Source organism: Halochromatium salexigens (assembly GCF_016653295.1).
In the GTDB taxonomy this organism is placed as follows: Bacteria; Pseudomonadota; Gammaproteobacteria; order Chromatiales; family Chromatiaceae; genus Lamprobacter; species Lamprobacter salexigens.
Window position 1 is genome coordinate 105,260 of record NZ_NHSF01000063.1, and the last position, 12,846, is coordinate 118,105.

The 12,846-nt window shown below is 66.6% G+C and carries 8 protein-coding genes; 6 read left to right on the forward strand and 2 right to left on the reverse strand.

The genetic code is table 11. The features are described 5' to 3' along the window. Genes CCR82_RS12975 through CCR82_RS12990 form a run of 4 tightly spaced genes read left to right on the forward strand, consistent with a single transcriptional unit; the run spans position 1 to position 6,008 of the window. A complete protein-coding gene (locus tag CCR82_RS12975; protein ID WP_201246221.1) occupies positions 1 to 564 on the forward strand; it encodes a DUF4381 domain-containing protein in 564 nt (187 codons plus the stop codon). After that, positions 561 to 1,616 carry a VWA domain-containing protein gene (locus CCR82_RS12980; protein ID WP_201246222.1) on the forward strand — a complete coding sequence of 352 codons (1,056 nt, stop codon included), beginning with the start codon at positions 561 to 563 and terminating at the stop codon, positions 1,614 to 1,616. Before CCR82_RS12975 ends, CCR82_RS12980 begins: the two co-directional genes overlap by 4 nt. Further along, on the forward strand, positions 1,609 to 4,134 hold the full coding sequence (locus CCR82_RS12985) for a VWA domain-containing protein (RefSeq protein ID WP_201246223.1): 2,526 nt from the start codon (positions 1,609 to 1,611) through the stop codon (positions 4,132 to 4,134). Before CCR82_RS12980 ends, CCR82_RS12985 begins: the two co-directional genes overlap by 8 nt. Beyond that, positions 4,128 to 6,008: a BatD family protein gene (locus CCR82_RS12990; protein ID WP_201246224.1), complete on the forward strand. Its 1,881-nt coding sequence runs from the start codon at positions 4,128 to 4,130 to the stop codon at positions 6,006 to 6,008. The genes CCR82_RS12985 and CCR82_RS12990 overlap by 7 nt, the downstream gene beginning before the upstream one ends. Here the strand turns inward: CCR82_RS12990 and CCR82_RS12995 are convergent. Then, a complete protein-coding gene (locus CCR82_RS12995) occupies positions 6,005 to 6,424 on the reverse strand; it encodes a DUF2384 domain-containing protein (protein WP_201246225.1) in 420 nt (139 codons plus the stop codon). The two genes, CCR82_RS12990 and CCR82_RS12995, sit on opposite strands and share 4 nt — an antisense overlap. 99 nt (positions 6,425 to 6,523) lie before the next feature. Here CCR82_RS12995 and CCR82_RS13000 point away from each other — a divergent pair, with 99 nt between their 5' ends. After that, positions 6,524 to 10,231 carry a hydantoinase B/oxoprolinase family protein gene (locus CCR82_RS13000; protein WP_201246226.1) on the forward strand — a complete coding sequence of 1,236 codons (3,708 nt, stop codon included), beginning with the start codon at positions 6,524 to 6,526 and terminating at the stop codon, positions 10,229 to 10,231. 29 nt (positions 10,232 to 10,260) lie between these two features. On the opposite strand, the gene CCR82_RS13005 is transcribed toward CCR82_RS13000, so the two are convergent. Beyond that, a complete protein-coding gene (locus CCR82_RS13005) occupies positions 10,261 to 12,015 on the reverse strand; it encodes a SufS family cysteine desulfurase (protein ID WP_207190998.1) in 1,755 nt (584 codons plus the stop codon). A gap of 335 nt (positions 12,016 to 12,350) precedes the next feature. Between CCR82_RS13005 and CCR82_RS13010 the strand changes: the two genes are divergently transcribed. Further along, the gene (locus CCR82_RS13010) at positions 12,351 to 12,743 is read left to right on the forward strand and encodes an STAS domain-containing protein (protein ID WP_201246227.1); all 393 of its coding nucleotides are present in this window, start codon (positions 12,351 to 12,353) and stop codon (positions 12,741 to 12,743) included. The last annotated feature ends 103 nt before the right edge of the window (positions 12,744 to 12,846 follow it).

A 12,846-nucleotide genomic window follows, 5' to 3' on the forward strand; every position in this document is an offset into this window, starting at 1 on the left:
TTGACTCCTGATCTGCGACCACTGCGCGACATCCATGACGGTCTCGGCCATCCCTGGTGGCCGCTGGCGCCGGGCTGGTGGCTGGTCCTGTTGCTGCTCGTCGCCCTCGCGGCGCTGATCTGGCGCTCTCGCCGCGCCCGGCTGTTGCTGCCCGCGCTGCCCCTGCTGCGCATCGGCGACTGGCGCTGGGACGCCCGCCGCGAGCTGCAGCGCCTGCGTCGCCGACGCGAGACGAGCCTGAAAGCCCGCCTGTCCCAGCTCGCCGAGCTGCTCAAACGCATTGCCATGGCGCGCCATGGACGCGCCGCCTGTGCGGGGCTCCATGGTCCGGCCTGGCTCGCGTGGCTGAGCGCGCACGATCCAGACGGCTTCGACTGGCGCCAGCAGGGCCAGCGCTTGATCCACGCACCCTATGCCCCCGAGACACCCGGCTCGACGGCCGAAGCCGAGGCCAGGCACGAGCAGGAACGCCAGCTCGAGCGGCTGATCACGGCCACCGAGCGCTGGATCATGGTGCGCCCCAAGCGCGGCGCGCGCGGCCCAGCGACGGAGAAGGGCCGATGAACGCCTTCGAGTTCGCCTGGCCCTGGTTCGGCCTGTTGCTGCCGCTGCCCTTCGTGCTGCCCTGGCTCTGGCCGCGCCCACCCAGTGCGGCTAACGAGACCGAGCGACAGGACGATGCTCAGCGCACCACCCTCCTGCATCCTCAGCTCGTGGCCCTCGAGCACGCCTACCGAGCACGGCGTCCAGGCCCTGACCTGGCCAGCGGCCTCGGTCGCGTGCTGCTCTACCTGCTCTGGGCGGCCCTGGTCGTGGCGCTGATGCGCCCGCAATGGCTGGTGCCGCATACCGAGGTCAGCACCCCAGGCTACGATGTCATGCTCGCGGTCGATGCCTCGCACTCGATGGATGCCCTCGACTTCAGCGACCGTGGTCAGCAGGTGAACCGGATGCAGGTGGTCAAGAGCGTCATGGGACGGTTCATCGACGAGCGCGCCGGCGATCGGGTCGGACTGATCATCTTTGGCACCGAGGCCTTCGTGCTCTCGCCGCTGACCATCGACCGCCATGCGGTGCAACACGTGCTCGCGGGCGTGGTGCCGAGCATCGCCGGCGGCAGCACCGCGCTCGGCGATGCCATCGCGCTCGGGGTCAAGAAGCTGCGCCAGCGCCCGGAAGGCTCGCGCGTGATGATCCTGATCGCCGATGGCGACAACACGGCGGGCAGCTTCCAGCCGCTCGAGGCCGCCGGTCTCGCCCGGCTGGAAGGGATCCGCATCTATGTGATCGGGGTCGGCAGCAAACAGGCACGCATCCCGATCCTGCATCAGGGCAAGATCGAGTACTGGGACGATCTCACCATGGACGAAGACACCTTGCGCCAGATCGCTGACCTCACCGGTGGCGCCTATTTCCGGGCCACCAATACCAGCGCGCTGCAAGAGATCTCGCAGCGCATCGGCGAGCTGGAGAAGACCGAATCGGAGACGCGCACCGTCTTCCTGCCCGAGCCGCTCTATCGCTGGCCGCTCGCGCTCGGGCTGCTGGCGTTGCTCGTGCTCGGTCTGTTCCCGGAAGGGCGCAGGCGCGTGCTGCGCAGGACGACTCATGCCTGAAAGCGGTTTCCACTTCACCCAGCCATATTGGTTCCTGGGCCTGCTGGTATTGCCCCTGGTGGCATTCTGGCGTTGGCGCAGTGCCGCCAAGGCGGCGCAGAGCGCCATCCATCGCTACGCCGATGCCCATCTGCTGCCCTACCTCACGGGAGTGCGGACACTCAGGCGCACCGAGCGTTGGGGAGGGTTCCTGACATGGTCCCTGCTCTGGCTGCTGTTGCTCACCGCGATGGCCGGGCCGCGCTGGGACTATGCCTCGGTGCGGCTCTTCCATCCGGGCGACAATCTACTGATCCTCTTGGATCTCTCACGCTCGATGGACGCCACCGATACGGCCCCGAGCCGGCTTGCCCGCGCGCGCCAGGAGATCCAGGATCTGATCATCCAGAATCGCAGGCTGCGCCTCGGGCTGATCGCCTTCGCCTCGGTGCCGCATGTCATCTCCCCGGTGACCGAGGACAGCCGCGCGCTGCTGCTGGCGCTACCCGCGCTGTCGAGCGGGCTTGCGCAACTGCAGGGCAGTCGGCTCCAGGCCGCGCTCGAGCGCGCCGAGCAACTGCTCGACGCGCTGCCGGCGGACAGTGCCAAGGCGATGGTGCTGATCTCGGATGGCGACTTCGATGACCCCGGACTCGAAGCACAGGTCCGCGCGCTGGCCGAACGGGGGATGCCACTGCATGTGCTCGGTGTCGGCACGCCGCAAGGCGCCGAGGTGCCGGGTGACGACGGAGCCCTTGTCGATCCGAGCGGCGTCCCGGTGCGCACCCGGCTCGACGAAGCCCAACTCCAAGCCTTGGCCGCCGCCGGCCAGGGGCTCTATCAGCGCGCCGATTATCGGGATGCCGATACCCAAGCGATCCTCGAGGTGGCCGCTCAGGGGCGGCTGCCAGCGGCACCGGGCAGCGATCGCACCCGCGTCTGGCATGAGCGCTTCTATCTCCCCGTCGCGCTGCTGTTGCTCTTGTTGCTGGCCCGCTTCCGGGGCTGGCTCGGCCCCAAGCGCGGATCTGGAGTCGTCCCGCTCGCCGCGCTCTTCCTGCTCGCAATACCCCTGCTCGCCGCCACGAACCCGGCGCAGGCCGGCTGGTTCAGCAATGCCGAACAAGAGGCAATCGCGGCCTATGAGGACGGCGCCTATGCCACGGCCGCCGCCGCCTTCAGTGATCCATTCCGACGCGGGGCCGCGCTCTATCGCACCGGTCGTTACGCCGAGGCCGAGGCCGCCTTCGCCGAGCCGCAGCGGGCTGCCGTGCGCACCGCCGCGCAGTACAACCTGGGCAACGCCCGTTTTGCTCAGGGCGACTACGCTGGTGCGGTGAGCGCCTACGAGCAGGTGCTGAGCGCCGAGCCCACGCACGACGATGCGCTGCACAATTTAGCGCTCGCCCGCGCGCGTCTGGCACGCCTCGAGCAAGAGGCCTTCGCCGAGGAGCAGCAACCCGAGCCAAGCGATGCGTCGTCCGAGCAATCCCAGCCGCAAGAAGCGAGCGAGCAGGAGCCGTCCGGCGAACAGCAAGAAGAACAGCCGCAGGATGAGCAATCGCCACAGGAGCAAGGCGATGAACAGCAAGACGAACAGCAGCAAGGTCAGCAACAGGGTCAGCAGTCATCGGAGGCGGGCGAGCAACAAGGTGAGGCCCAAGATCAGAATCAGACCCAGGCCGAGGACGAGGAGGACGCCGCATCCGAGGCCGGGTCACGATCGGACGGTGAGCGTGACGGCGACGAGCCACGCGATCCGCAAGAGGATGCCAAAGGCGATAAGGACGCCGAGACCGCTGAGGCCGCTGAAAGCAGCGGTGCAGATGGCACCGGCGACGATGGACGAGACAGCGAGAAGAACACCGAGGGCGAGAGTAGCGAGGACGGCGAGGATCGCAAGGCCGGCGAAGCCCGCGATGGCCGCCAATCAGGCCCATCGGAACAAGGACAGGAGACGCAAGATCAGGCTGGGGAACGCGACTCAACCGATGAGCAGGCGAACGCAACCGAGTCACAGGAGCAGCCCGAGCCGTCCAATGCCGGAGGTGATGATGAGGAGCGCACCGACAGGGACAAACAGGGCGTGGACCAGGACCAGCAGCAGCGTCCGGATGGTAGCGGCGAAGACCGCACTGAGCTCGGACCAGACGATGAGTCTGATGCAGCCAAGCCGGAGCGTGACGGTACCGACGCAAGCGCTGCCGACAACGCTCCCGGCGATACCGAGGACCTCGGTGACACCGGCCCCGCCGGCGACCCCGATCTCGGCGCTGCGGACCAGGCCGCCAAAGCCATCGATCGTTTCGATCAGCAGGGTGCCCAGCCTTGGCAGACAGCGGACCCCGAGCAGGGCTTGAGCGATCGACCCAGCCTCGATGGCGAGGCCGCGATCGGCGCTGGCGGTAGTATCATGGAACAGCGCTTACAGCAGGTCGAGGGCGATCCGACCCACTTGATGCGCAATCGATTCCGGCTCGAAGAAGCGCGCCATCTGCGCGAGCGTGGTGGTCGCTTGCAGGAGCCACGACCATGGTAGCGGCAGCCCTGGGTCCCAATCCGCATTTCAGCCAAAGGCGTCTGCTCATGCGGCACCTGCTCATCGTGCTGGCAATGGCGCCGCTGCTCGGCTGGAGTGTCGGCGCAGCATCGCAAGGTCTGCCGAGTCTCGATCCGCACCAGCCCCGATTAGCTCAGACCTACCCGCAACAACCGGTCAATCCGTGGACCTTCCGCCCCAGGCCGCCGACCAATGAGCGTGGCACCCCACCCGCGCCAACCTCGGAGCAACGACCGGCGGCAGGCTATCCACAGGGCAGGCGATGGCCATCCGCCCCCCAACCCTATCCTGGCGCCACCCCGCCAGGCGGCTATCCAGGCGCGTACCCAGGTACCTATCCGGGCACCTCCGGCGGCTACGACCCCTATGGACAGCGCACCTATGGACAGCGTAGCCGCTCCGCTGAACGCCCGTCCCTGGAGGTCGCACTGCTGGAGCAAGAAGCCTATGTCCAGCAGCCGATCTTAGTGCGACTCGACGTTCTGAGTTCCGGCAATCTGGCCACCGCCTCGCCCGAACTCTCGGGCTTCGATGCGCTTCTGCTCGAGGAGATCGAAGGACCAACGACGAGCGTGCGCGGCAGCGGCCGAGCGCGACGGATCGTCAATAGCTATCTGCTCGCCCTGACGCCGCTGCGTGCCGGCACGCTCGAGATCGGCCCCTTCAAGGTCTCGGGCACCCTCGCCGGCGGCGTGCCATTCTCGGCGGTGGCCGCCGCACCCAGCCAGCTCGAGGTCCGCCCAGTGGTCGCCACCGAGCGCCCCTGGCTGCCATTGCGCGCGTTACGCCTGACCCGCGAGCTGGATGATACAGCACCCCTTACCGAAGGCCGCCCCACCACTCTGACCTTGCGTCTGCAGGCCACCGGCGGCTTGGGCACCCAGTTGCCGAGCCTGGCGTCGATGCTCACCTCCGATGCGTTTCGCGCCTATCCCGAGCAGACCCGCGTCGAGACGCGGCTCAGCGACGACGGACGCACGCTCGAGGGTACTCGCACCGAGGTCTACACCCTGGTGCCCTACTCCGGCGGCCGTCTCCAGCTCCCCGAAGTGCGGGTCAACTGGTGGAACGTCGAGCACGACCGGCGCGAGCGTTCGGGGGTGCCGATCCGAACCCTCTCGGTCGCCGGAGAGGCCGGCCCCTTCGGCTTCGGGCGCGGTTCGGTCGCCACCACCGGCGCCGGCGAGGGGTGGGTTTGGTTCTGGCTGCCGGTGGGCGGCATCCTGCTGCTGCTGATCGGTTACTGGGCTGGCGTCTGGTATCGGTTGCGCGGGCCTGGCGGCCGGGGCGAGATGCGGCGCAAGACGCGGGCCGAGGCGCAGGCGCGCCGCTCAGCACCCGGTGCGCGGACGGGTCTTGCGCAGGCCGCTCCGCGCATCGGTGCGCAACTCGGCCAAGCGCTGCGGCAAGGGCTGCGCCGGCTCGACCCACGCCCGCCAATCGTCGCCCTCTGGCGTCACGCGCGCGCACGGCTCGCAGCGCTCATGCCGGCGAGCATGCGTGTCTATCGCTGCGCGCGCGATGCCGAGGACGCAGACAGCGCCAGCGACTGGGCGCTGCGCTTCCAACGCAGCGCCTCTCGGAACCTGCTCACGCCGACACGCGAGCCTCTGCCGCGCATGGCCGATCGCCTGCTGCGCTTGCGACCGGGGGCCGATGGGGAGCGTTTGCGCGCCTTGATCCAACAGCTCGATCAGGCGCTCTACAATGGTGGCGAACTCGATCTGCAACGCTGGAAGCGCGACCTGCGCCGCGCGCTGCGGCCAGGCTGGGGGGCGTTGCGCGGTCTGCTCGGCAACCGGCTGCAGCGGGCCCGGCTGCCCGCGCTCAACCCAGGTTCGAGCGGCGCTTAACCGGCCACCTCGTACTCGGTCTTGGAGCCGGTCAGATCCCAGGCGAAGGTACAGTCGAGATGCGACAGCACCGAGATCAGACCGCTCTCGCCGTCCTCGACCATCACCGCCACCGGCGCGCGTTTGCCGAACTGCTTGTTGCCGCGCTTCACCCACAGGTCGCGCATCTCTGGATTGCGCGGGAAATAGGTCTGCAAGGCCTCCTCGATGCGCAGCAGATAGGCCACCCGGCGGTTGACCTCGACGGTATCGGGGAAGGGCTCTTCCTCGCGAAAACGCGCGATATTGCGTGCCTTCACGCTCTCGGGCAATTGCAGCACAACCATCATGTCCGACGCGGACAGGTTCCAGCTTTCGAGCAGACTCATGGTGCGCTGGGTCAGGGTCAGACGTTCATCGTGGGAGAGATCAGACATGGGAGAGAACCACCTGAATTATCGGGCACATGGTATGGATAAAATCGCATCGGTCAGACAGTGACGGCCAAAACCCAGTATACAACCCGGAAAAAGACGATGCCGCAGCAGGCGCAGCAGACAGGCTGGCAATTCTGGATCGACCGCGGCGGCACCTTCACCGACATCGTCGGCCGCCGCCCGGATGGTCAACTGGTGACGCAAAAACTGCTCTCCGAGAACGCTGAAGCCTATACCGATGCAGCCATCCAAGGCATTCGGCGGCTGCTCGCGTTGGCACCGGAGGAGCCACTGCCGAGCGCGGCCATCGAGGCGGTGAAGATGGGTACCACGGTCGCGACCAACGCCCTCCTCGAGCGCAAGGGTGATCGCGTGTTGCTGCTGGTCACGCGCGGTTTCCGCGACGCGCTGCGCATCGGCGATCAGGCTCGCCCGCAGCTGTTCGAGCGTCAGATTCGACTGCCGCAGATGCTCTACGAGCGCGTCGAAGAGGTCACCGAACGCGTCGGCGCCGATGGCCACCTGGTCATTCCGCTCGATCTCGACGACCTGCGCCCACGCTTGGAACAGGCCCACCGCGACGGCATCGGCGCTGTCGCCATCCTCTGCCTGCACGGCTACCGTTACCCCGAGCACGAGCAACGGATCAAGGCGCTCGCCAGGGAGATCGGTTTTACCCAGATCTCCACGAGCCATGAAACCAGCCCGCTGATCAAGCTCATCGGTCGCGGCGACACCACCGTGGTCGACGCCTATCTCTCGCCGTTGCTGCGGCGCTATGTCGATCAGGTCGAATCGCAACTTGGCCAGGGCGCTGACAAGGTGCGTCTGCAGTTCATGCAATCGCACGGCGGGCTGACCGATGCGCACCTGTTCCAAGGAAAGGACGCGATCCTCTCCGGCCCGGCCGGCGGCATCGTCGGCGCGGTCGAGACCTCACGCCAGGCCGGTTTCGAGAAGCTGATCACCTTCGATATGGGCGGCACCTCCACCGATGTCGCCCACTACGCCGGCAGCCTCGAGCGCAGCCTCGAGACCCCGGTCGCCGGTGTGCGCCTGCGCGCGCCGATGATGCAGATCCACACCGTCGCCGCTGGCGGCGGCTCGCTGTGCCAGTTCGACGGCGCGCGCTATCGGGTCGGCCCGGAGAGTGCCGGTGCTGATCCGGGGCCGACCTGCTACCGGCGCGGCGGCCCGCTCGCTGTGACCGACTGCAACCTGATGCTCGGCAAACTGCAGCCGGGCTTCTTTCCGGCGGTGTTCGGGCCGACGCAGGATCAGCCGCTCGACCTGGATGCGGTACAGGCCGCGTTCAGGGTACTGGCCGATGAGGTTGCCAGGGCAACCGGCGATCGGCCCAGCCCAGAGCAGGTCGCCGAGGGCTTCCTGCGCATCGCGGTCGAGAACATGGCCAATGCGATCAAGACCATCTCGGTACAGCGCGGCTATGACGTGAGCGACTACACCCTGGTCAGCTTCGGCGGCGCCGGCGGCCAGCATGCCTGCGCGGTGGCCGACGCGCTTGGCATGCCGCGCGTGTTGCTGCATCCGCTCGCCGGCGTGCTCTCGGCCTACGGCATGGGGCTCGCCGAGGTGCGCGCGCTGCGCGAGTGCTCGCTCGAGCAGCCGCTGGACGAGGCGCTCGACAGCGGTGAGCTGGCGGTGGCGCTCGATGCCATCGCAGCCGAGGCCGAGCAGGAGCTGCGCGCCCAATCGATCCCGCCCGAGCGCATCGAGCTGCGTCGGCGACTCCATCTGCGTTATCAGGGCTCCGACACCGCGCTTGAGGTGGACGTTGATAGCAGTAGCAACAATGGCAGCAGCAACAGTGAACGAGAGCGAATCCTCAAATTCACTGCCGAGAGCGCCGCTGAATACGCGGCGGAGATCACGCGCGTCTTCGAGGCCGCCTATCGCGCCCGCTTCGGTTTTCTGATGCCCAACACACCGCTGATTGCGGCGAACGTCGCCGTCGAGGCCGTCGGCAAGGCCGAAGGCTCCAGGGCAGCGCCGAAGGCATCAAAGGGGCCCGTTCCACCACCGAGTGCGACCGTCTCGGTCTTCAGCGGCGGCGACTGGCATCCAACCCCGCTATTCGAGCGTACGGCACTGCATTCGGGCAACCGCATCGCCGGCCCCGCGATCATCGTCGAGCAGACCGGCACGACCGTCGTCGAGCCCGGCTGGCAGGCCGAAGTGACCGATCTGGGCAACCTGCTGCTGCAACGGGTCGAGGCCCGCACCGGAGCCCGCGCGATCGGCACCGACTGCGATCCGGTGATGCTCGAGGTTTTCAACAATCTGTTCATGTCGATCGCCGAGCAGATGGGCTACCGGCTGCAGAACACCGCCTTCTCGCTCAACATCAAGGAACGGCTCGATTTCTCCTGCGCCCTGTTCGACCCCGATGGCGCCCTGGTCGCCAATGCCCCGCACATCCCGGTGCATCTCGGCTCGATGGGCGAGAGCGTGCGCGCGGTGATCCGCCACAACGCCGGCCACATGGCGCCGGGGGATGTCTATGCGCTGAACGCGCCCTACAACGGCGGCACCCATCTGCCTGATGTCACCGTCATCACGCCGGTGTTCGATGCTACTAGCGAGCAGATCTTGTTCTATGTCGGCAGCCGTGGGCATCATGCCGACATCGGCGGCATCAGCCCCGGCTCGATGCCGGCGCGCTCGCAGAGCGTCGACGAGGAAGGCGTGCTGATCGACAACCTCAGGCTGGTCGAGCGCGGCGTCTTCCAGCGCGAGGCGGTGATGGCGCTGCTCAACGCGGCCCCCTACCCGGCGCGCAACCCCGAACAGAACCTCGCCGACCTGCAGGCGCAGATCGCGGCCAACGCCAAAGGTGTCGAGGAGCTGTTGAAGATGGTCGAGCACTTCGACCTCGCCACCGTGCAGGCCTACATGGGCCATGTCCAGGCGAATGCCGAGGAATCGGTGCGCCGCGTCATCGAGGGACTGCAGCCGGGCCGTTTCCGCGTCGAGATGGATGACGGCGCGATGATCGCGGTGGCCATCTCGATCGATCGCCAGCGGCGCCAGGCGCGCGTCGACTTCACCGGCACCAGTCCGCAGCAGCCGAGCAACTTCAACGCCCCGGCTGCCATCTGTCGCGCCGCCGTGCTCTATGTCTTCCGCACCCTGGTCGCGGACGCGATCCCGCTCAACGAAGGCTGCCTCAAGCCGATCGAGCTGATCATCCCCGAGGGCTCGCTGCTCAACCCGCGTTATCCGGCCGCAGTGGTCGCCGGTAACGTCGAGACCAGCCAGGCCATCACCGATGCCCTCTATGGCGCCCTCGGTGTGCTCGCCGCAGCCCAGGGCACTATGAACAACACCACCTTTGGCAACGCGCGCGTCCAATACTACGAGACCGTCTGCGGCGGCTCCGGCGCCGGCCCCGACTTCGATGGCACCGCTGCCGTGCAAACGCACATGACCAACTCGCGCCTGACCGACCCCGAGGTGCTGGAGTGGCGTTTTCCGGTGCGGCTGGAATCCTTCGCCATTCGCGGCGGCTCGGGCGGCCATGGTCGCCACCGTGGCGGCGATGGCGTCGAGCGGCGCATCCGCTTCCTGGAGCCGATGGACGTCGGTATCCTCGCCAATCGCCGCCGGGTGCCGCCCTTCGGCCTCGCCGGCGGCGAGCCAGGTGCCTGCGGTCGCCACTGGATCGAGCGCGTGGACGGGAGCATCGAGCCGCTCGAGAGCGCCGACACGCGCTCCGTCGCACCAAACGATGTCTTTGTGCTACAAACGCCGGGCGGTGGTGGCTTCGGCCCAGCAACTCCTGATTAACTCGATCAACGATAGGCCGCATGCTTTTGCTAACGGTCAGCCTCGCTCTGGCGCTGCGCCAGCGCCCGCAGACGCTGCACCATCGCCGCCAAGCCATTGCGTCGCGACAGACTCAGATGGGCATCCAGCCCGATGCGGCTGAAGAAGGCGTCCAGATCGAACCCGAGGATGGCCGCCGCGCGCTGGCCCGAGCAGAGTTGCTCGAGCAGCGCGATCAGCCCACGCACGATGTTGGCGTCACTATCGGCCAAGAACTCGATCACATCCTCGCTACCCGGTTTGAGACGGGCTGCCATATACACCGTGCTCTGGCAGCCCTCAACGCGAGTCGCATCGGTCTTCATCGCCGCCGGCATCGGCGGCAACCGATCGCCGAGTTCGATCAGGTACTGATGACGGGTGGGCCAATCCGGCAACAACTCGAAATCCTCGGCGAGCACATCAGCCGCCGCCTCGGGGGAGTCGGCGGTTGCCGCCGGATAGCCTGGTTCATCGGCCTCGTGAGTGGATTGTGGCGCGCTCGTGGTGGGCGTCGGCTCAACAACCGCCGAGGCGGCAGTCTGCGCGCGTTCGACGATCTCACTGAGCGCATCGGCAAACCGCTCGATGTCATCCCGATTGTTATACAGCGCCAGCGAGGCACGTGCGGTCGCGGCCACGCCGAGCCGTTCCATCAGCGGCTGGCAGCAATGATGGCCGGTGCGGATGCAGATCCCGCGCAGGTCGAGCTGGGTGCCGACATCGAGCGTGGAGACCGGCGGATCGGTGAGCACGAACGAGAGCACGGCGCTCTTCCTCGCCGCCGTGCCCTTGAGCACCAGCCCTGGGATCGCGCGCAGCCGCTCGCTCGCGTGGGCGAGCAATCCCTGCTCATAGGGACCGATCCACTCGAGCCCAATCGCCTCGATCCAACGGATCGCCGCCCCTAACCCAACCGCACCAGCGATATTTGGCGTGCCGGCCTCGAAGCGGTTCGGCAGTCCAGCATAGGTACTCCCCTCAAAGCGCACTTGCTCGATCATGTCGCCCCCGCCCTGATACGGCGGCATGGCCTCGAGCAGGTGACGCTTTCCGTAGAGCACGCCGATTCCGGTCGGCCCAAAGAGTTTATGACCGGAGAAGGCATAGAAATCGGCATCCAGCGCCTGTACATCGGTGCGACCGTGGGCGACCCATTGAGCACCGTCGATCAGGGTCAGCGCCCCGGCGGCATGGGCCTCGACGATGATCTCTCGAACCGGGTTGATCGTGCCGAGCGCGTTCGAGACATGGTTCACCGCAACCAGCCGCGTGCGTGACGAGAGTAGCCGCCGATAGGCGTCCAGATCCAACTCCCCGGCATCATTGATTGGAATGACCTTGATCCGTGCCCCAGTGGCCTGGGCCGCAAGCTGCCAGGGTACAATGTTGGAGTGATGCTCGAGCGTCGAGAGGATGATCTCGTCGCCGGGCTGCAGTGTCGCCCGCCCCCAGGCCGCGGCGACCAGATTGATCGATTCGGTGGTGCCACGGGTGAACAGGCATTCGGCTGGCTCGGCGGCGTTGATAAAGCGGGCCACCGTCGCGCGCGCCTCCTCGTAGTCTCGGGTCGCGCCCTGAGAGAGCTGATAGACCGCCCGATGGATATTGGCATGCTGCGAGCGGTGATACCCAGCGACCGCGTCGATGACCGCCGTCGGCTGCTGGGTGCTCGCGGCGCTATCCAAAAAGACCAGCGGACACGCCCCGACCGTCTGGCTCAGGATCGGAAATTGCTCGCGAATTGCGTTGGAATCGATCGGCATCGGTGGTCTCGGCATGCGGAATATCTGGGAAGCGGAGCGATCACTTGTCAGTCGCGCGTCAGTCGCGCGAACCATCACGTGGTTGCATCTAAAGTGGTTCCATCCACCAATAGTGAGTGCGATTTTCCGGGACTCAAAGCGTCGTCTCCCAGTTCCTAATACGCTCAGCGCGAACTCAGTGGTCATCACTGTCACCCCAAACAGCTTCTTAACAAGTCTTTACTGAAGCCTGGAAACGCTTGATGTAGTCTTTAACTCAACGCAACAGGTACGGCGCCCACCCAGCCCAAGCGCCCGCCCAGATAACACTGAAGCAGCGATCCGGAGACATCATCATGACCATGCAACACACCCAGCTTCTGCAAGAGTCCAACAGCATCCGTGCCATCCTGCGGGAAGATCTGACCGCGAGCACCGTCCCTAGCTTGCAGAGCCAGCTCAAGGACGCGCTAAAGCAGGACGTGCGAGACATTACCTTTGATTTCCAGCAAGCGCGCTCCATCGACTCCACTGGCATCGGGCTGCTGCTTGCCGCCAAGAACAGCCTGGCCGCGCAGCAAGGCCATCTGCGCCTGATCAATGTCCCAAACGGAATGTTCAGCCTGTTCAAGAGCATGCGCCTAATCGACAGTCTCAACGTGGAAGCCCAGGGTAATACTCCCGACGTCCAGGGCAACGACACCGAGAGCGAACTCGAGCAAGCCTTCGAGCAAGCCCAGGCCGCTTGAGGAGGCGGTTTGATATGGACAGCTCGCTAGGACCGTCCCGATCGCCCCAGGATGGGGGCGATCCCGCGACCACCAGCGCCTGCTCCCCCCCGTTCTCCTAGCC

Coding starts and splice junctions, on each gene's coding strand:
- CCR82_RS13010 (WP_201246227.1), top strand. CDS start 12,351: ATGACCATGCAACACACCCAGCTTCTGCAAGAGTCCAACAGCATCCGT.
- CCR82_RS13000 (WP_201246226.1), top strand. CDS start 6,524: ATGCCGCAGCAGGCGCAGCAGACAGGCTGGCAATTCTGGATCGACCGC.
- CCR82_RS12985 (WP_201246223.1), top strand. CDS start 1,609: ATGCCTGAAAGCGGTTTCCACTTCACCCAGCCATATTGGTTCCTGGGC.
- CCR82_RS12995 (WP_201246225.1), bottom strand. CDS start 6,424: ATGTCTGATCTCTCCCACGATGAACGTCTGACCCTGACCCAGCGCACC.
- CCR82_RS12990 (WP_201246224.1), top strand. CDS start 4,128: ATGGTAGCGGCAGCCCTGGGTCCCAATCCGCATTTCAGCCAAAGGCGT.
- CCR82_RS12980 (WP_201246222.1), top strand. CDS start 561: ATGAACGCCTTCGAGTTCGCCTGGCCCTGGTTCGGCCTGTTGCTGCCG.
- CCR82_RS13005 (WP_207190998.1), bottom strand. CDS start 12,015: ATGCCGATCGATTCCAACGCAATTCGCGAGCAATTTCCGATCCTGAGC.